This is a genomic window from Megasphaera cerevisiae DSM 20462 (assembly GCF_001045675.1).
GTDB classification, from domain to species: domain Bacteria; phylum Bacillota; class Negativicutes; order Veillonellales; family Megasphaeraceae; genus Megasphaera; species Megasphaera cerevisiae.
The window spans coordinates 1-19,291 of sequence record NZ_LEKT01000057.1 but is presented as its reverse complement, the minus strand read 5'-3'; the positions used below and the strand labels follow the sequence as shown (position 1 = coordinate 19,291).

Here is a 19,291-nt window from a genome sequence, read left to right as displayed (position 1 = left end):
AGATAGGACCGAACACGTCCTTCAGCGCTATCTGCATGTCTTCCTGCGTCTTCGGCTGGTATTGTTCCATGATGAGCTTGGCGATTGCCTGGCCTTTCTCACTCGGGTTTCTACGTTTCTTCATCAGTGCTGTACTCAATTCCTTTCAACCTGCTTTCTGATAGTGTACCGCACCTCGACAAAAAAATGAAGTGCGTAAGTTAGTAAATTGGTTACCGGTAACTTACACACTTCATTTTACACTCCCTTCAGCGAGCCTGTTCTTTATTGCTGCCACAGCTATTTGATGCATTTTGGATTGTTGTAGAAGTTACCATCACATCATTCATAGTCGCAATGTTTTTGGGGATTGCTATTGCCTTTGGCAGAATAAGTAATATAAAAATAGTGAATGCTATGATGCTATTTCTTATTGAAATTGTCAGGGGCACTCCGTTATTAGTTCAATTGGTATATACGTATTATGTAATTCCTCTTTTGATTAATATTGTGATTTCTTTCACCGGCGGGTATGCGGATTTTAAAATGACCCCTTTTATGGCAGGGGTTATTGGCTTGGGAATACATTATGCGGTCTTATTGTCAGAAGTTATCCGTTCTGCAATCGCAAATATTGATTCAGGACAGCGCGAAGCCGCCTTATCTTTAGGATTTGGAGAATTTGAATGCTTGTGCAGTGTTATTTTACCTCAAGCTATGAGAAATTCTGTTCCTGTTTTTGGAAATTATTTAGTCACCATTGTTAAAGATACTTCTTTATTGGCATATATTTCATTACCGGAATTATTGCTTAAAACCAAGGAAGTAACATCGCAAACCTTTTTAACTATCGAATCCTATACTATTCTGGCCGTGATTTATTTGCTTATTACATTTCCCTTGTCCCGTATTATTAGCCTGATAGAAAAAAAAATTATGAAGATTTAATTGTTTTTTATGCAAATACTGTATATATTTAATGTAAGGAGGAAAGTATATGGAGAAATTTGTTGTTGTTATTAACAGACAGTTTGGCAGTATGGGGCGTCCGATTGCAAAAAAAATGGCGGAACAGCTGAATGTTGATTTTTATGATAGAGATATTATTGAGCTGGCTGCAAAGAAAATAGATATGCCTTTAAAAGAAGCAAGTGATCTGGAAGAATCTGCGGCTAAAGGTGCTTTTTGGCAAATGTGTTTTCCTTTAGGGTTTGGTTCAGATGATAAAAAGCTTAAATTATTTGAAGAACAAAGACAAATTATTATCAATTTAGGAGATGCCAAATCTTCTATTATCGTAGGAAGATGTTCGGATTATATACTGCGTCAGCATAAGAATCTAATACGTATTTTTATATACGCTCCAGAAGAGGCCAGGGTATTAAATTGCGTTAATTATTTGCACATGGAAGAAAAAGAAGCTAGAAAAATGATCAAAGATGTTGATAAAGCTCGTGATGCGTATCAACTGCAATATGCTAATTATAAGCAAGGAGATTTTCATTATAATGATATCATTATCGACAGCAGCTTTTTGGGAGTTTGTGAAACTGCTAAATTTTTGAGTAATCTTGTAATTGCTAAGTTTGGATAGAAACGCTTATATATTCAGCAGATAATATGGGAGGTAAAACTGTGAGTGTAACGATTGGTCGTTTATACGAAAAAAGCTTACATCTGTATAAAATTCAATTACTTGCAGGCGAAAAAGGGCTGGATCGTACTGTGGAGTGGATTCATATGATAGAAAGCGCTGAATCAGCATCTTTTTTACATGGTGGCGAACTGGTATTTTTTACGGGCCTTTTGTATGATGGGGAAGAGTGGATTTTGGATTATGTCCGGCGTCTCAAACAACGTAAAGCTGCGGGCTTAGTTATTAATGTCGGACCATATATCAACGAGATTCCTCAATCTGTTATTGATTTTTGCAATACGTATAATGTACCTTTGTTTTCACTGCCATGGGATGTTCATTTAGTGGATATTACGCGATATTTATGCCGTTTTATCATTGATGATGAAAAGAGAAAGCAAAGTATTCTTGATTATTTGAAGCAGGTGTTGATGCTGCCGGATCAATGTCAGGCAGCTTGTTTGGCACTGGAGAGCCAGGGATTCAGTGTTGAGGGGGAATTTCGGGCTGTTATAGTCCGTAAACGGTATTCTAATAATGACTTTGATGAAATATTAGCATTGCTAAAGTTATGGAATGGACATATATTAGCATTTTCACATCATGAGGATATTGTTGTTGTGGTTAGCAGTGAATCCATAGAGGATATGAAGAAAACTGTAGAGTCCATGTATGCGTATTTGACAGAGAAAAATATGAATGTATATATTAGTGTTGGCTCTGTTGTAAGTCAACTGTCAAAATTGTCCTTGAGCTATGAACAAGCAGTATCAATTAACGTGTTGGCAAAAAATTACGAAACACCTATTGTATATTATGATTATATGGGATTATATAAATTGCTCTTGAACGGAACTCCTGTGCAAGTGTTGAAAAAATTTTATAAGGAAGTACTGGGACCTTTGGAATCATATGACGAAACACATAATTCCAATTTAATGGAAACCCTGCGGTATTATATCGATCATGACTGCAGCATTAAGGATACGGCTATACATGAAGTGGTGCATAGGAATACGATTCTGTATAAATTCAATAAAATAGAACATATTTTAGGGAAATCCGTATATAGTGAAGAACATAAGCTAGCTATATTAATGGCTTTTAAAATTCGAGATATATTTTAATAGTATTGTGCATATGCATAAAAAAGACTTTCTTTTTATGAATTGAAACTGCTGTCAGCAGATGCGTATAATAGAGACAAAGAAAAGCAATGGCGCTTTAGTAAAAAGCATCATTGCTTTTTATTTGAGAGAATATTAATATAATTTTAAATTAAAAGGAGATGCGTTATATGACGGGGACAGAAATCAAAGAAATGGATTTGAAATATAATCTTCATTCGTGGGCCAAACAGGGAGGCTTGAATCCCATGGTTATTACCAAGGCAGAAGGAATTTATCTGTGGGATAGCGACGGTAAGCGGTATATGGATATGTCTTCTGAACTGGTCAATGCCAACGTGGGTCATGGCAATAAGGAAATTGTCGAAGCAATTAAAGAACAGGCTGATACATATTGCTTTTTATCTCCGGCTTTTGCGTTGGAACCCCGCTCTAAACTGGCTAAGATGGTTATTGATCGTATGCCGGATACCATGGGTAAAGTGTTTTTTACTAATGGCGGTGCGGACGCGAATGAAAATGCCATCAAAATGGCCCGTCTGTATACCGGGCGGTATAAGGTAATGAGCCGCTATCGCAGTTACCATGGATCAACCTTCGGTGCGGGCAATATTACGGGAGAACCGCGCCGGTATGCTTTGGAACCGGGAATTCCGGGATTTGTAAAATTTTTTGATCCCTATGTGTATCGTGAGGCGGTTACATTTGCCAGTGAAGAAGAAGCAACAAACTTTTATATTACCAAGCTGCGTGAACAGGTAGTGTATGAAAATCCAGGAACGATTGCAGCAATCGTCATGGAAACGATTACCGGCTCCAACGGCATTATTATTCCGCCTAAAGGATATTTGGAAGGTGTACGCAACATTTGTGATGAATTCGGCATCATGATGATTTGTGATGAAGTAATGGCTGGCTGGTGCCGTACAGGTAAGATGTTTGCTTTTGAAAATTTCAATGTCAAACCAGATATCGTATCTTTTGCCAAAGGGATTACCTGCGGCTATGTACAACTTGGCGGCGTAGCCGTTTCTAAGAAAATTGCCGCATTTTTTGATGATCATGTATTATCCTGCGGGTTGACCTACAGTGGACATCCATTGGCGTGTGCCGCTGGAGTGGCTTGCCTGAACTATTATGATACGGCGCATATTCTGGATAATGTCAAAGCTGTCGGCAAGGTGCTGGGAGAAATCGAAGAAGAAATGAAAACCAAGCATGCTTGTGTAGGAGATGTCCGCTATATTGGATTATGGTCGGCTATTGAACTGGTCAAGGATAAGGAAACCAAAGAACCGCTGGTACCGTATGGTCAGGATCCGGAGGGAATTATGCCGGCCATTATCAAAAATTTGATCGGTAAGGGCTTCTACACCTATTCTCATGAAAATACAATTATGGTAGCACCGCCCCTCATTATCACGGAAGAACAGCTGCGAGAAGCCATGGCAATTATGGATGACGTACTGACAGAAGTGGATTGTATGATCTAGGAGGGATTCCATGTTTCAGTATGCAATGCCGACGACATTATTTTTTGGAAAAGATTGTATTGCCGAATCGGGCAATATAATCCAATCCTTCGGAAAAAAAGCCCTAATAGTGACAGGACGTCATTCAGCAAAAATAAATGGTTCGCAAAAGGCGGTAACAGATAAGCTGAAAGAATTGGGAATTTCATGGATCCTTTTTGATGAAGTGGAAAGCAATCCATCCATCCAGACGGTTCGTAAGGCAGCCGCTGCGGGGCAAAGGGAAGGCGTTGATTTTGTCATTGCCATTGGCGGCGGTTCGCCAATGGATGCCGGCAAGGTCATTGCGCTGCTATGCACCAATGAACTGGATGATGCGGCTTTATTTACAGGACCCTATAAGAAACCGCTTCCTATTATTACGGTGCCGACAACGTCAGGAACGGGAAGTGAAGTGACAAAGGCGGCTATTCTTACGAATCCCCATGCCGGAACAAAGCAGGCAGTGGCCGATCCGATGCTATTCCCAGCGGCTTCTTTTGCAGACCCGGCATTTACCATGGCTGTATCTGTGCCTGTAACCATCGATACGGCCGTAGATGCTTTATCGCATGCCGTTGAAGGGTACATGGCCAGAACGGCGACGCCGGTCAGTGATGTGTGGGCTGAAGAGGCGATGCGTTTTATCGGAGCCCGTCTTCCTGAACTGGGAGAACCGGTATCCTATGAGGCTCGCGAGGATTTGATGTACGGATCTACTTTGGCAGGTATCGTTATTGCGCAGACCGGAACGACGCTGATTCACGGCATGGGCTACCAATTGACCTATTACAAAGGGATTTCCCATGGACGAGCCAATGGTATGCTGTTTACTTCGTATATGAAACTGATGGCAGAGACTATGCCCGATAAGGTAGAGAAGATATGGGAGCTGTTGGAATTAGACGGAATGGATGATTTTATCCGGTGCATGAAAAAAATCATACCGGATACAGTAAAATTGACAGAACAGGAACTGTTGGATTATACGAAACTCACCATGCCGACCAATGCTGTCAAAAATACCTCCTATGACATTACACCGCAAATTGTAAGTGAAATCTATGCTGATTTAAAATAAAAAAAAACTCTGTTGACGATATCGATATCAGATCAACAGAGTTTTTTTTGATATTTTTATTATACATGTGCAATAACGGCATTACGGTATTGTTCCGTTGTAGCCGTACCGCCTAAATCAGGCGTCAGGTATTTCTTTTCGGCCAATACGGCATCTACGGCGCTGCGGATAGCAAACGCCGTCTGTGTTTCACCAAGATACTCAAGGAGCATGCAGGCTGACCAGAGAAGGGCTGTTGGATTGGCGATATGTTTGCCGGCGATGTCGGGAGCGCTGCCATGGACAGCCTCAAACATAGCATAGTCTTTACCGATATTCATAGACGGCAGGAGTCCCAGACCGCCGATGAGACCGCTGGTGAGGTCAGAAATAATATCGCCGTACAGGTTGGGAGTTACCATAATATCAAAATTTTCAGGATGCATAACGAGCTGCATGCACGTGTTGTCGACGATCTTGTCATCGCTTTCTATCTGCGGATATTCCCTGGCTATTTCCTTAAAAATAGATAGGAACAATCCGTCGCTCATTTTTAGGATATTGGCCTTGTGGACACACGTTACCCTTTTGCGGCCATGGGCGACAGCATATTCAAAGGCTGCGCGGATAATACGTTCACTGGCCTGTCTGGTAATGATTTTGATGGCATGGATGGTATCGGCATTGATTTTGTATTCTACGCCGACGTAAAGATCTTCCGTATTTTCTCGGAACGTGACCAGATCAATATGAGAAAAAGGGGTGGGTACGGCATCATTGGATTTTGCCGGACGGATATTGGCATACAAATCATATTTGTTGCGCAAAGTTACGTTTAGTGAACGAAAACCCTTGCCGATAGGCGTTGTAATAGGAGATTTCAGCAGGACATGTGTCCTTTCAAAAGATGTAAATGCTTCTTTCGGAATCAGCGCGCCGTTTCTTTCATATTCGGCGGCACCGACGTTGAAAAATTCGTAATTCAGCGGGGCTTTGGCGGCCTGAAGAATGGCAATAACGGCATCTGTGATTTCCGGGCCGATGCCGTCTCCTTTGAATACAGTAATTGTTTTCATGTTATCTGTCCTCCATAGGAATATAATCCATCAAATCTCCGACATATTTGGCTGCCGGACGAACGATACGGTTGTCATATAGTTTATGCTCAATATTATGAGCCAGCCAGCCTACGATACGGCTGATGACAAAGAGCGGTGTATATAAATCGCGGGGAATTCCCAGCATATTATAAGCAAAGCCGCTGTAATAATCTACATTGCTGCACATATTCGCGCCCTTTTCTTCGCTCAGAGTTTTCACGGCAATCTTTTCAAAGCGGTTGTAGAAATCAAAAATGTCCTCCATACCTTTTTCTTTTGCCAGCATGCCGCAGTAATGGCGCATGATTTCAGCTCTGGGATCCGATAAGGTATAAACGGCGTGACCAAAGCCATAAACAAGACCGCTGTGATTTTTAAATTGTCGGTGCAGTATTTTTTCGATGACATCCTTGATTTGCCCGTCTGTAGCTTTCAGACCAACCGCGTCGATAATGTTTTCCATCATTAGTGATACTTTAACATTTGCCCCGCCGTGGCGCGGTCCTTTTAAGGCCCCGATAGAACTGGCCATGCTGGAATAAATGTCCGTATCTGTCGATGATACGACGACATTCGTAAAGGTGGAATTCGTGCCGCCGCCGTGATCTGCATGGAGAAAAAGAAGTAAATCGAGGAGCTGGGCTTCTTTGGCCGTAAAGCTGCCGTCCAAACGAAGCATGGATAGGATATTTTCCGCCGTAGAATAATCCTTGCGGGGATAATGAATGACAAGGCTCTTTCTATTATAATAGTGTACCTTAGACATATAGGCATAGACGGCAATGGAAGGAAGCTTGCTCATGATATTGAGTCCTTTGCGCAGTGTCTGATACACGTCTGTATTGTCAGGATCGGGATCGTAGTTATACAAGGTAATCAATGAATGCTGCAGCTTATTCATCAGATTACGGCCGGGCAGCCGGAGCAGGTTCATTTCCAGAAAATCATCCGGCAGATCGTAGCTGTCCTGCAGGACCTTACAGAATGCATTGAGTTCTTCACGGGTTGGCAAATATCCGAATAAAAGAAGAAAACAGGCTTGTTCATATAAATAGCCGTTGTATTTTTCTTTCTTTACCAGATCACGGATATCAATGCCGCGATAGTATAAAATGCCGTCACAGTCTATTTTTGTACCTTCGGCATTTCGTTGATAACCGACGACATCGGCAATTCGGGTCAGTCCGACCAACACACCGGTATGATCTTCATTGCGCAGGCCACGTTTTACGCCGTATTTTGAATACCATTCACGGGGAATCTGTGTATAATTTTGGGACTTTCCATAGAATTGAGCCAAATAAATATTCTTGTCCATGTGATTCCTCTCTTTCCGACAAGGTAGATCTTTTATATAATTTTTAATTATTCTCAAATATTCATAATTATACTTTTCAGAATACCTTGGGTTACATTTTTGCTAAGCATAAATTATTATAGCATAAATACGGGAAAAATAAAATAAAAGAGTGAGAATGAGAAATTGAAAAGGGTAGCCATGAGAAGAATAATTATGATATAATATTTACTGAATCAACGAAAATTTTATATTATGAAAGTTGTTTGCACAAATTTCAGTATGAGAAAATCCAGCAGTATGAGCATTATTGTACGCAGAGGAGGGCGAAAGTAATGATTCGATTATATGACGGCGGTGTTTATCTGATCCATGGCACTGATATTGTGCCGGAAGAGGAAGCGGGCAGGGTAGAACAGCTCACCGGAAAAAAAGCATGTAAGGAAGAGGCGCGCAAGGGTACGATTGCCTATTCTATTTTGGAAAAACACAATACAGCATCAGATATGAAGCATTTAAAAATTAAATTTGATGCCATGGCATCCCACGATATTACCTTTGTCGGTATTATTCAAACGGCAAAGGCCTCGGGAATGGATACCTTTCCGTTGCCCTATGTACTGACGAACTGTCATAACTCTCTTTGTGCTGTCGGAGGTACGATTAATGAAGATGATCATGTTTTCGGTTTGTCGGCGGCAAAGAAATACGGCGGTATTTTTGTACCGCCTCACGTGGCTGTCATTCATCAATATATGCGCGAAAAGATGGCCGGCTGCGGCAAAATGATCATTGGCTCGGATAGTCATACACGCTATGGGGCGCTGGGCACGATAGCTGTCGGAGAAGGCGGCGGTGAACTGGTCAAACAATTGCTATGTGATACCTATGATGTAGCCTATCCGGGTGTTGTCGGCGTGTATTTGACGGGAAGTCCTAACCCTGGTGTGGGGCCGCACGACATTGCCATAGCGATTGTCGGCGCTGTATTTAAAAATGGGTATGTCAAAAATAAAGTAATGGAATTTGTCGGACCGGGAGTCGCCTCCATGGACACGGATTATCGTAACAGTGTTGACGTCATGACAACGGAAACGACCTGTTTGTCCTCCGTATGGCGTACAGATGAAGATACAAAGGCCTACCTTGCGCAGCATGGCCGTTCGGAGGACTATCAGGAATTGAATCCGGCGGATACGGCATATTATGATGGTATGATTTTTATTGATTTGAGCACAATCAAACCTATGATAGCACTGCCTATGCATCCCAGCAATGCCTTTACGATAGACGAACTGAATGCGAATCTATATGATATTCTTCATGATGCGGAAGTGAGCATTAATGAACGCATGAGCAATAAAGACCTCCGTTACAGCATGACTGATAAAATAATCGATGGCAAGCTGCATGTTCAGCAGGGAGTGATAGCAGGCTGTGCCGGCGGAAATTATTGTAATGTAATGGCGGCTGCGCATATTTTGAAAAATGCCAGCTGTGGTAATAGTGAATTTTCGCTGGATGTATATCCGTCTTCGCAGCCCGTATACATGGATTTAGTACGGAAGGGAGCCGTTTCCACCCTGTTGGAGGCCGGAGCTATTTTTAAAACAGCCTTCTGCGGTCCCTGCTTTGGCGCAGGAGATACGCCGGCCAATAATGCCTTTAGTATCCGTCATACGACACGTAATTTCCCCAATCGGGAGGGCTCCAAGCCAGGCAGCGGCCAATTTTCCGCAGTGGCTCTCATGGACGCCAGATCCATTGCCTCGACGGCTGTCAATGGCGGCATACTCACGTCGGCTGAAGCCTATGCCGACGATTATGCAATACCGCCGTATGACTACGATAACAAGTCCTATGAAGCCAGAGTATACCAGGGATTTGGCAAGGCAGATAAAGAAAAACAGCTGGTATACGGGCCTAATATCAAGGATTGGCCGGCAATGGAACCGTTGGCAGATCATATTCTTCTCAAGGTATGTGCTAAAATCATGGATCCTGTAACGACGACGGATGAATTGATTCCTTCCGGAGAAACATCCTCCTATCGCTCCAATCCGCTGGGGCTGGCGGAATTTACATTATCCCGCCGGGACCCGGAATATGTTGGACGAGCTAAAGCCATTGATAAAGCGGAGCGGGCCCGCATGAACGGACAATGTCCCGCAGAAAAGGATGAAGGTCTCCGATCGGTTTTCGCTGCACTGAAGAAAAAATTTTCTGATGCAGATATGAAGACGACGGAAATCGGCAGCATGATATACTGTATCAAACCGGGTGATGGCTCGGCCCGCGAACAAGCGGCAAGCTGTCAGCGTGTATTAGGAGGACTGGCTAATATCTGCAAAGAATATGCGACAAAGCGGTATCGTTCTAATGTCATCAACTGGGGGATGCTACCGTTCCAGATGAAGGCCGATCCGGATTTTGAAATAGGCGACTATATTTACGTTCCTGATATACGTAAGGCCTTAAACGGGGATATGCAGGATATCAAGGCATATATCGTGGGCGATACGATTCGGGAAATTCCCTTGTATATTGCAGATATGACAGAAGATGAAAAAAGTATTGTAAAGGCAGGCTGCCTCATTAACTTTAATCGCAGCCGTTAGAAAAATCAGTTTAGTTACTAATATAGAAACCATAGTTGAAGTAATATCAAATACCCTTATACCAGATAGTATAAAAAATATCTTGGTATAAGGGTATTTATCTATTGACTTATCAGGAAAATATGGTTATATATAATTATATAGACCGAATTATATAATTATAGTCTTGGAAAGAGGTAACCCAATGAAAACTACTTCACGGGAAAGAATTATACAAACTGCATCAGATCTTTTTCAAACTAAAGGATATCATGCAACTGGATTAAATGAAATTATTAAGAATAGTGATTCCCCAAAGGGATCATTGTATTATTATTTTCCTCATGGAAAAGAGGAGTTAGGTGTTGCGGCAGTCCGCTTTGCAGGAAATTTTATTCGACAAAAAATAAAAAATGGACTGCAGCGTCACACTGATCCTATATTAGCCATACAGGAAGTCATTCGGGGAATCAAAGTTGCGTTGGATAAAGAGCGAAAATTGAATAACACGTCACTGAGTCTGGTGGCGCTGGAAACGTATTTATCAAGTGAGTTGCTGCGTACAGCCTGCAGTCAGTCTTTTTATGAAATAGAGAAAATATATGCAGAAAAATTAATCGCATCTGGTTTTACGGAAGAAAAAGCTGCTGAACTGGGAATTACGATTCAAACGATGGTAGAAGGCTCCATATTGCTTTCCGTTACACATGGAAATACATCTCCGCTGACAATTGTGTCTAAAGAAATCGAATTTCTAATTTCCCAGTATGATATCCATGTTTTAAAATAACGAATATAGCCGTAATGAAAAATAATCAGGCTATTAATATATAAGTTGGTCTATATATAAAGGGGCATATAAAATGAAAGCTGAACACTCTTTGTTTGTTACCATGTTAGTATTGCTATTAGGAGGCTTTTTATCTTTATTGAACGAAACGATTTTGAATGTCGCATTATTTCCTATTATGTCAGAAATGAATGTCACTGCGACTATGGTACAGTGGCTTTCTACAGGGTATGTTTTAATTGTTGCCATTATGGTTCCCATATCAGCTTTTTTGATTTATACGTTTACGACGAAAAAATTGTATTTAGGAGCGATGGGAATCTTTGGACTGGGGACATTGGCAGCTGTTTTTTCTCCTGATTTTATGGTATTAGTACTGGCACGGATGATTCAGGCATTAGGAACAGGGCTGCTGGCTCCTATTATGATTGATACCGCATTAGCAAGCTATCCTCGTGAACAACATGGTTACATCATGGGGATATGTACCTGTGTTATTTTAATAGGGCCGGCTGCAGGACCTATTATTTCTGGATTGGTATTGCAATTTTTTACTTGGCGGGCATTATTTGTTTTACTGCTGCCGTTTATTCTTTTTTGTATAGGCGGCGGAATGATATATTTAAAAAATGTGATTCCCTGCTCGAAACCTAAGATTGACAGAATATCCATTATGTTGTCTACGACTGGATTTTCTTTTTTAGTTTACGGAATCAGTATTGTCAGTTCCGATTGCAATTGGAGAGATATTTTAATTATATTTTCTATAGGGATTGTATCTATCATATTTTTTTGTAAACGGCAATTGGGATTAAGGGAACCGATGCTTAATATTACAGCATTCAGGAAAACATATTTTTCAGTATGTGCATTGCTTGTTATTGTTGTGCAAATGGTGCAATTTTCAATAAATATCGTATTGCCGTTATTATTGGAAAAAGGAATGCAGCTGACTTCATTGCAGGCTGCACTGACTTTATTTCCGGCTGTTTTAGTATGCAGCGCAGTTACTCCTATATCTGGGAGACTATATGATCATATTGGCGGAAAAAAAATTATTCCGGGAGGAATACTGATCATGGGGTTCGGTTTGTTGGTATTGGCCCGTATACAAATATCTTCATCTGTGTTGCTGATCGCGTTATTTAATATGATCATCTATTTGGGTATTGCATTGGCATGGTCACCAATGCAATCTCATGCATTGAAACAGTTGTCCCTGTCCAAACAAGCACATGGGGTGGCGATTATTAATACATTTATTCAATTGGGATCCGCATTGGGAACGCCACTTTTTGTCGGACTTATGGATGCGGGAGAAAGAAAATATATTGCTCAATATGCGGGAAAATTAACAGATTCTTCGTTGCATATCCATGCGTTGTATAGCGGATTTCATTATTCCATAAGCAATGCGGCTATTTTGATTGGTATTGCATTTTTATTTTCCCTTTTATTAAATATTAAAATTCGGTTGCGGAGCTGATACTATTATTATTCTATAGGTCCTTCTGAAAGCGTATTAGAAATCCCCTTTTTAGGAGATACGCCGTAAAACTTTTTCCAGGCCCTGTAGAAGGTGGAATAGTTTTTAAAGCCGCTATCGTAACAGACTGTTGTCAAAGGGATATCTTTTTCCATCAAAGTACGTGCGGCAAGCAATCGTTTAGTCGTAATGTAATTGCCCAGAGAATACCCTGTTTCTCCTTTAAATAGGTGCATGAGATAATCCGGGCTGACGTAAAACTGCCGTGCCAGCAGGGGAACCGACAAAGGCTGGGCAATATGATCATTGATATAATGCATAATCTGCTGTATTTTTACGTTGTGGCTTCCTGTTTTAACGTAATCTACATTTTTTTTTCGGATGGCCTTGGCGAGATATATCATAAGCTCTAAAAACAGTGTTTCCTGCAGCAAGGAAACGTCTTCGTCTGTTTCAGCCCAGGCTTGCCGCAGACGGCAGGCAGTTCCGTATACGTTTCCCGCTTCCTGTGATTGCCGGAGTACATGAGAAGATAGCTGTGTGAAAATACCGGATAGATCACAGTGCCGCTGTTTGTATATATCGAAGAAAGACGGCGCGATATATGCGATAATTCGTTCATATACGGAGGTATCGGATATGATGGGGCGATGCATCTGCCCTGCCGGCACGACGACGATATCATAGGGCTGCAGCAGATAAGACTGACCTTCTATTTCATAGGTGACGCGGCCCTGCAGAAATATCGTAAGCTTGTCGAAATCATGATAATGGTACGGACATTCCCAGTTCATGGTGTCGGAAAGGTAAAATAGTTTTAACTGCGTATCCAAATACCCTGTTTTTTCGTACATACGGCCTCCTGTGTGAAAAAAATGGTAACAATATAAAATAAAAACAGAATTTGCAATAAGTATAGCATTATTTTCATATAATTGCTATTTTCGGTTATGTATAATGAAGAAAATATGAAATAGTAATGGTGAACTCATGTGAGGAGGATATATCTGTTATGAAATTTGTGAAAATGCATGGCTTGGGCAATGACTTTGTATTTTTTGAAGATAAACAGGGTGTGAATACCGATTTTTCAGAGCTGGCTGTGAAAATGTGTGACCGGCATACTGGCATCGGAGCAGATGGGATTATTGTCATCGTTCCCAGTGAAAAAGCCGATGTGCGTATGCGCATTATAAATGCCGATGGCAGTGAAGCGGAAATGTGCGGCAATGGGATCCGCTGCTTTGCAAAGTATGTATATGACAATGGTATTATTACAAAGAGTGAATTTGCTGTGGAAACGTTAGCAGGGATCATGAAACCTAAAGTTACAGTGGGAAAAGATGGCAAAGTGAGCCTGGTCACGATCAATATGGGAAAACCTTTTATGGAACGGGCTCAGATTCCTATGGCAGGTCCGGCAGGTCCGGTTGTCGATGAGCCGGTTGAAATTGACGGTAAAACCTATAAAATTACAAGTCTTCTTATGGGCGTACCTCATACAATGACATATGTCCGGGATGTCGATGCTGTGGATCTTCATCATCTGGGACCCCAATTTGAAACCTATAAGGCATTCCCGCGGAAGACCAATATGAATTTTATTCAGGTATTGGACAACCATACGATCAAGGTTCACACTTGGGAACGTGGTGCCGGCGCGACACTGGCTTGCGGAACTGGTTCCTGTGCCTGTGCCGTCGGCTCTTACCTGAATGGGTTTACCGGACGCAGTGTTGATGTCCAGCTCTATCTGGGGACGCTTCACATTGAATATGATGAAAAGGACGGCAATGTATATATGACCGGTCCGGCTGCTGTTACGTTTACCGGTGAATGGCTTGCGGATTGAGCCGTTATAATGATATAACAAAAGCTGGCATACAGATCCCCGGAAGGGCTGTATGCCAGCTTTTGGCTCTTATAATGAGAATAGTTTTTTGTTTTATGACATTTTGTGATAGAATAAGTAAATAAAATTTTCTATAAAAAAGAGGGATAGTGCTATGAAAACACCTGTTCTTATCGTATCTGGCTTTTTAGGTACCGGAAAAACAACCTTTATCCGGCAGTTTTTAGCGGAATTTGATAATACGGAACGAATCATGATCATTGAAAATGATTTTGGTGAAGTAAGCTTTGATGCTGCCCTGCTGACGCAGCAGGGCATTCGGCTGCAGGCTCTTACCTCAGGCTGTATTTGTTGTACGTTGGCCGGTGATTTTGAAAAGTCTTTGCATACGGTATTAGCACAGGCTGATGTAGATTTGATCATTATTGAACCCTCTGGTGTGGGTAAGCTTTCTGATGTGCTGAGAGTTTGCCGCAGCGCTGCATTGCAGGATCGAATATCGGTACTGCCGCCTGTTACGATTGCGGATGCACAGCGCAGCTTGCTCTACCTTCATAATTTTGGGGAGTTTTTTACGGATCAAATCGAGCATGGCCAGCGTATTTTTTTGAGTCATGCCGATGAAAATTTACTGCGGGCAGAGGAATCGGCGGCGGCCATTCGAAAAATCAATCCGGAGGCCAGTATATATAAAACGGCTTGGGAGACCATTTCGTTAAAAAAATTGCTGTTGCTCCCCTGTCAGCCTGCGAGAAAGGTGCAGTGCATAGAAACAGTACAGGAAGCGCTTTGTACTGATCACGACCATGATATGCATTGTGATCATCACGATCATCACCACGATGCGTATCATGATTTTAATGCTGTGACCCTTCGGTCTGAAACGCTTCGATCCGGTATTGAATGGAAGCGGCGCGCTGTATTGATGCTGAACAGCGCACCCGGACAAGTGGTGCGGATGAAAGGAATTCTGCCTACGCCGGAAGGCTTTATATCTTTGCAATATAACGGTGGTAATATTGTTATGGAGGAAACGGATATAGTAGATCAAACTTTCACCATCATTGGAGCTGGTATGGATGAAAAGATGCTGCGGCGTCTTTGGAAGCAGTAGGTCATGGAACGGACCCCGATCTATATTGTCACAGGTTTTTTGAGCACCGGTAAGACCACTGTTATGAATTATCTGCTGAAGCGGCGGTATGGAAAAAAAATTTGTGTGGTCCAGATGGAAGAAGGTATGACGGCACCACAGCAGGATTGTGTGGTGACACTTCCGCTGTTGACGAAGGACACAGCAAAAGAAATCGCTTATAGGCTGCGTAACTGTGTTACTGCACATGCTGTAAGCGAGGTTTGGCTGGAATGGAACGGGATGGTCCCGTTTCAGCGGCTGGAAGAATTGTTTTTACAAACCAATCTGTCTCGGTACTATGTTATAAAAAAAATTTTCTTTGTGACAACACCGTCCTTCTGTCTCACCATGTTGGGTAAAACCGGTGATGCTGTATACAGTCAGCTTTTAAATGCCGATACTATTTTCTTGCTGGATAGTATTCCGCCGCAGTCTGCGGCACCGGAAAAGACGGAAGAGATTCATAAGGCAAGGCGGCTTTTAAAGACTATTTGTCCGGAGACACATAGTGTAAATGTATCGCATATATCTCTGGATAATGCAGCGTCCATATATAAAGGCGCATCCCGGCCTTCAGGTATTCTTTTTATGGGATTGGCATTGCTTATGACGGTTCTGTATGGCTTTTTTGCCGTATCGGCAGATCCGGCTTATGCGGCTATACGCGTAGTGCTTACCTTTTGGATGGCGACTGTTTTGCAAGCCTTCCCTTTTTTGCTGCTGGGAATTTTGTGTTCATCTGCTTTGCAGCTGTTTATATCTCCGGCATGTATAGAGCGATATTTATCAGGAAGCCTTGTCAAAGGGATGGCGTACGCGCTTGCCGGAGGCTTTGTATTTCCTGTTTGTGATTGTGCGGCAATCCCTGTATTTAGAGGACTGATAGGCCGTCGGGTGCCGATCCCCGCGGCTATGCTGTTTATGCTGGCTGGGCCTATTGTAAATCCGGTTGTGATATTATCTACGTACTATGCTTTTGCAGGTAATTGGGAAGTGGTCATTGGAAGGGTGGTACTGGGGACGATAGCTGCAATTGGCATTAGTCTTACCTTCAAAAATTATCATGGCCTGGAAGAATTGACCGCATCCGGACAGCTTCCTATTAATTTATGCGGCTATACTGCTTTTCCCGCGGTATCAGAAAAAAATGTTTATGGCAAAGCGCTTCGCTTTTTGATTCATTCACAGCGGGAATTTTTCCGCATGGCGCCATATGTCCTATTAGGGGCATTGCTGGCTTCTCTCTTTCAAATTTATGGCGGCTCAATTTTGCAGTTTTATTCTTTGCAAAGCAACCTGTTTGCTGCGATTGAGCTTATGATCGTTTTTGCTTTTTTTATATCTCTTTGTTCCACGGCAGACGCGGTTATTGCTAAAAATTTAAGCTCGCATATCCTTATGCCGGGGATTATGGCTTTTCTTTTGTTCGGTCCCATGATGGATTTAAAAAATTTCCTGTTGCTGTCTTCACTATTTCCCCGGGAATTTGTGTATCGTTTAGTTGTGACCATTATCATTGCCTGCTGTATTGCGGCATTTATTTTTGCTGTTGTGACGGGAAGCGTTGGTGTATAATGAAGATAAATTTACAAGCTGTATGGGAAGGTATTATTTCACTGCTGACCGGTGGGGTATTGGCCGGCTTGGTTGTGACAGGAAGATATTTATCTTTAGTAGTACCCAGAATGAAGCTGTTTATTTGTTTGGCGGCAGTTATTTTTATCCTTTGGGGAATTGCCAGTTTGATTCAAGTCAAACGGCCTGTATATCGACTTGCATACGCTCACTGTCTGGCACTGTTTATACCGGTGCTGCTGCTTTTCAGCCCGTTACTGTTGGGCGCTGCGTATTCAGCGGACAGCCGGACAGCGTCTCAAACGATAGAGCAGCAGAATATCGATCCACGTCCTTTTGGTATTGATTTTGATACTGTAAAGGGAGATGGGATTGATGCGGCACACAAAAAAATCATGGTTACTACGGCGAATTATTATCCTCTGATTTTAAAGCTTACACAGCATATAAAGGATTATGAAGGCTATGAAGTATATATGATCGGCTTTGTCTCTTATGATGATAAAAGTCTGACGAATAATAATTTTACGCTGGCCCGGTATCTTATGGCTTGCTGCATTAATGATGTGTCTCCCTTTGGTTTGATCTGCAACTATTCAGGAGATATACACTGGAAGGAATATCAATGGCTGGCTGTAAAGGGGCAATTAGGCTATCGGGAATATCATGGACTGATTCAGCCGACCATTGCTGTAAAAGAAGTTGTTCCAGCCAAACGAGTTGCTGGATATATTTATCCATACTGACGATGAGTATATAACGTTGAGGGAGTATAATGAATGGACAGAAAATTATAAAGGGAACATTTATAGACAGGCCCAATCGATTTATCGTCCATGTCAGGGCAGACGGTAAAAATGTGACTTGCCATATGCCGAATCCGGGACGGATGTGGGAATTATTATTCCCTGATTCTGTCATGTATATACGGCAGGCCCTGCAACCGGGGCGCAAAACCGCGTATGATGTTGTCGGTATAGAAAGGGATGGCGTGCCTATTTTACTGGATACACAGTATAATAACGACACGGCGGCAATGCTGGTGGAGCAGCATCGCATTCCCGGTTGGGAAGAGTGGGAGCTGCTGCGTCGGGAAGTTACTGTCGGTGACAGCCGATTCGATTTGCTGCTGACACGCGATGAGGAACTGTTTTACGTAGAAGTCAAATCGTGTACTCTTTTCAGCAAAACTGGCGCTATGTTTCCCGATGCGGTGACAGAACGGGGCAGGAAGCATATTCTGGAATTGGCGGACATGCATGACCGGGGAATTCATACGGGAGTGCTGTTTTTGGTCCATTGGGACCGGGCGGAATGGTTTTTACCTGATTATCATACGGATCCGGCATTTGCTTCTGCCTTTTATGCCAGTGCGCCAAAGCTCGAATGGAAGGCACTGTCTCTGCGATGGGATACTACCTTTACCAAGCCGGAGCCAGTCCGGATTTTAACATATCCCGACTATATTTTAAAACGGGAAAATCATGATGGCGGTGATTATATGGTGGTGCTGGAAGTAAAGGAATCGCAGGCGCTGCGTGTTGGAGCAAAGGGCATGATGTATTTTCCTAAAGGATTCTATGTGTATGTGGGATCAGCCAGACGAAACTTAGCCGCCCGCTTGGCAAGGCATCAGCGGAAACGTAAGCGGCTGCATTGGCATATCGATTATTTGCGTCAGAAGGCTGACGTGACGGCTGTTATTCCTATCCGTACCGCTGATGATTTAGAACACCAACTAGCGGCGGCTGTCAGTGCTATTGCTCCTTGGCAGATCAAAGGTTTTGGATGTACGGATTGTGATTGCTCAGCGCATTTGTTTGGGTTTACGGATAATCCGATACACTGCCGCAACTTTATGCAGCTGGTGGAGAATTTCCGCATGAACCGGTTGCATCTTAGTGTAAAATAGTTCTCGGTAAGATATTGCAAAAAAAAGAAAAGACCTAGATAATAGATATATTGCCTAGCCAGCAAAATATATCACAACCGAAGGTCTTCTCATGGAATATATTATAGCAGAAATTATCAAAACAATAAAGGAATCCGATACCGCGATCATACGCGAAACAAAATTATTGCAGCTGTTTATGCGGATTTTCACAGAGGCACTGGTTTGTGCGTTAGAAATCATGGATACAGAATT

The 19,291-nt window shown here is 42.3% G+C and carries 16 protein-coding genes; 13 read left to right on the top strand and 3 right to left on the bottom strand.

The window, feature by feature from the left end; translation table 11 throughout:
* The first annotated feature begins 267 nt into the window (after window positions 1-267).
* The 5 genes from AB840_RS12965 (at window position 268) to AB840_RS12945 (ending at window position 5,334) form a co-directional block, all read left to right on the top strand.
* Window positions 268-927 (top strand): amino acid ABC transporter permease, encoded by a 660-nt coding sequence (locus AB840_RS12965; protein ID WP_200809992.1) that lies wholly within the window; start codon window positions 268-270, stop codon window positions 925-927.
* Between the two features lie 49 nt (window positions 928-976).
* Window positions 977-1,573 (top strand): cytidylate kinase-like family protein, encoded by a 597-nt coding sequence (locus AB840_RS12960; RefSeq protein WP_048515269.1) that lies wholly within the window; start codon window positions 977-979, stop codon window positions 1,571-1,573.
* A 41-nt stretch (window positions 1,574-1,614) separates the two neighbouring features.
* A complete protein-coding gene (locus tag AB840_RS12955; RefSeq protein WP_048515268.1) occupies window positions 1,615-2,742 on the top strand; it encodes a PucR family transcriptional regulator in 1,128 nt (375 codons plus the stop codon).
* A 170-nt stretch (window positions 2,743-2,912) separates the two neighbouring features.
* Window positions 2,913-4,235: an aminotransferase class III-fold pyridoxal phosphate-dependent enzyme gene (locus AB840_RS12950; protein WP_048515267.1), complete on the top strand. Its 1,323-nt coding sequence runs from the start codon at window positions 2,913-2,915 to the stop codon at window positions 4,233-4,235.
* Window positions 4,236-4,245: 10 nt separating this feature from the next.
* A complete protein-coding gene (locus AB840_RS12945; RefSeq protein ID WP_048515266.1) occupies window positions 4,246-5,334 on the top strand; it encodes an iron-containing alcohol dehydrogenase family protein in 1,089 nt (362 codons plus the stop codon).
* 59 nt (window positions 5,335-5,393) lie between these two features.
* Here AB840_RS12945 and AB840_RS12940 read toward each other — a convergent pair whose 3' ends face one another.
* Both AB840_RS12940 and AB840_RS12935 read right to left on the bottom strand, forming a co-directional pair.
* Window positions 5,394-6,389 carry an isocitrate/isopropylmalate dehydrogenase family protein gene (locus AB840_RS12940; RefSeq protein ID WP_048515265.1) on the bottom strand — a complete coding sequence of 332 codons (996 nt, stop codon included), beginning with the start codon at window positions 6,387-6,389 and terminating at the stop codon, window positions 5,394-5,396.
* A 1-nt stretch (window position 6,390) separates the two neighbouring features.
* On the bottom strand, window positions 6,391-7,731 hold the full coding sequence (locus AB840_RS12935) for a citrate synthase (protein WP_048515264.1): 1,341 nt from the start codon (window positions 7,729-7,731) through the stop codon (window positions 6,391-6,393).
* Between the two features lie 314 nt (window positions 7,732-8,045).
* Here AB840_RS12935 and AB840_RS12930 point away from each other — a divergent pair, with 314 nt between their 5' ends.
* From AB840_RS12930 to AB840_RS12920, 3 genes are all read left to right on the top strand, one after another.
* Entirely contained in the window at window positions 8,046-10,328 is a 2,283-nt protein-coding gene (locus AB840_RS12930; protein WP_048515263.1) for a hydratase, read from the top strand.
* Window positions 10,329-10,512: 184 nt separating this feature from the next.
* Window positions 10,513-11,097, top strand: coding sequence for a TetR/AcrR family transcriptional regulator (locus AB840_RS12925; protein ID WP_048515262.1), 585 nt, complete (start codon window positions 10,513-10,515; stop codon window positions 11,095-11,097).
* A 73-nt stretch (window positions 11,098-11,170) separates the two neighbouring features.
* On the top strand, window positions 11,171-12,583 hold the full coding sequence (locus AB840_RS12920; protein WP_053078191.1) for a DHA2 family efflux MFS transporter permease subunit: 1,413 nt from the start codon (window positions 11,171-11,173) through the stop codon (window positions 12,581-12,583).
* An 8-nt stretch (window positions 12,584-12,591) separates the two neighbouring features.
* Here the strand turns inward: AB840_RS12920 and AB840_RS12915 are convergent, their stop codons facing one another.
* A complete protein-coding gene (locus tag AB840_RS12915) occupies window positions 12,592-13,437 on the bottom strand; it encodes an AraC family transcriptional regulator (RefSeq protein ID WP_048515260.1) in 846 nt (281 codons plus the stop codon).
* A 158-nt stretch (window positions 13,438-13,595) separates the two neighbouring features.
* On the opposite strand from AB840_RS12915, the gene dapF reads away from it, so the two are divergent.
* The 5 genes from dapF (at window position 13,596) to sfsA (ending at window position 19,057) form a co-directional block, all read left to right on the top strand.
* Window positions 13,596-14,435, top strand: a complete 840-nt coding sequence (gene dapF / locus AB840_RS12910) for a diaminopimelate epimerase (protein WP_048515259.1) — start codon at window positions 13,596-13,598, stop codon at window positions 14,433-14,435.
* Window positions 14,436-14,589: 154 nt separating this feature from the next.
* On the top strand, window positions 14,590-15,549 hold the full coding sequence (locus AB840_RS12905; protein ID WP_048515258.1) for a CobW family GTP-binding protein: 960 nt from the start codon (window positions 14,590-14,592) through the stop codon (window positions 15,547-15,549).
* Window positions 15,550-15,552: 3 nt separating this feature from the next.
* Window positions 15,553-17,145 (top strand): permease, encoded by a 1,593-nt coding sequence (locus AB840_RS12900; protein ID WP_048515257.1) that lies wholly within the window; start codon window positions 15,553-15,555, stop codon window positions 17,143-17,145.
* Window positions 17,145-17,891, top strand: coding sequence for a TIGR03943 family putative permease subunit (locus AB840_RS12895; RefSeq protein WP_048515256.1), 747 nt, complete (start codon window positions 17,145-17,147; stop codon window positions 17,889-17,891). Before AB840_RS12900 ends, AB840_RS12895 begins: the two co-directional genes overlap by 1 nt.
* Window positions 17,892-17,920: 29 nt before the next feature.
* Window positions 17,921-19,057 carry a DNA/RNA nuclease SfsA gene (gene sfsA, locus AB840_RS12890; protein WP_048515255.1) on the top strand — a complete coding sequence of 379 codons (1,137 nt, stop codon included), beginning with the start codon at window positions 17,921-17,923 and terminating at the stop codon, window positions 19,055-19,057.
* The last annotated feature ends 234 nt before the right edge of the window (window positions 19,058-19,291 follow it).

Excerpts from the sequence above, each read along its gene's own strand:
- AB840_RS12960 (WP_048515269.1), top strand. The coding sequence starts at position 977 with ATGGAGAAATTTGTTGTTGTTATTAACAGACAGTTTGGCAGTATGGGG.
- AB840_RS12950 (WP_048515267.1), top strand. The coding sequence starts at position 2,913 with ATGACGGGGACAGAAATCAAAGAAATGGATTTGAAATATAATCTTCAT.
- AB840_RS12945 (WP_048515266.1), top strand. The coding sequence starts at position 4,246 with ATGTTTCAGTATGCAATGCCGACGACATTATTTTTTGGAAAAGATTGT.
- AB840_RS12940 (WP_048515265.1), bottom strand. The coding sequence starts at position 6,389 with ATGAAAACAATTACTGTATTCAAAGGAGACGGCATCGGCCCGGAAATC.
- AB840_RS12935 (WP_048515264.1), bottom strand. The coding sequence starts at position 7,731 with ATGGACAAGAATATTTATTTGGCTCAATTCTATGGAAAGTCCCAAAAT.
- AB840_RS12930 (WP_048515263.1), top strand. The coding sequence starts at position 8,046 with ATGATTCGATTATATGACGGCGGTGTTTATCTGATCCATGGCACTGAT.
- AB840_RS12925 (WP_048515262.1), top strand. The coding sequence starts at position 10,513 with ATGAAAACTACTTCACGGGAAAGAATTATACAAACTGCATCAGATCTT.
- AB840_RS12920 (WP_053078191.1), top strand. The coding sequence starts at position 11,171 with ATGAAAGCTGAACACTCTTTGTTTGTTACCATGTTAGTATTGCTATTA.
- AB840_RS12915 (WP_048515260.1), bottom strand. The coding sequence starts at position 13,437 with ATGTACGAAAAAACAGGGTATTTGGATACGCAGTTAAAACTATTTTAC.
- dapF (WP_048515259.1), top strand. The coding sequence starts at position 13,596 with ATGAAATTTGTGAAAATGCATGGCTTGGGCAATGACTTTGTATTTTTT.
- AB840_RS12905 (WP_048515258.1), top strand. The coding sequence starts at position 14,590 with ATGAAAACACCTGTTCTTATCGTATCTGGCTTTTTAGGTACCGGAAAA.
- AB840_RS12900 (WP_048515257.1), top strand. The coding sequence starts at position 15,553 with ATGGAACGGACCCCGATCTATATTGTCACAGGTTTTTTGAGCACCGGT.
- AB840_RS12895 (WP_048515256.1), top strand. The coding sequence starts at position 17,145 with ATGAAGATAAATTTACAAGCTGTATGGGAAGGTATTATTTCACTGCTG.
- sfsA (WP_048515255.1), top strand. The coding sequence starts at position 17,921 with ATGAATGGACAGAAAATTATAAAGGGAACATTTATAGACAGGCCCAAT.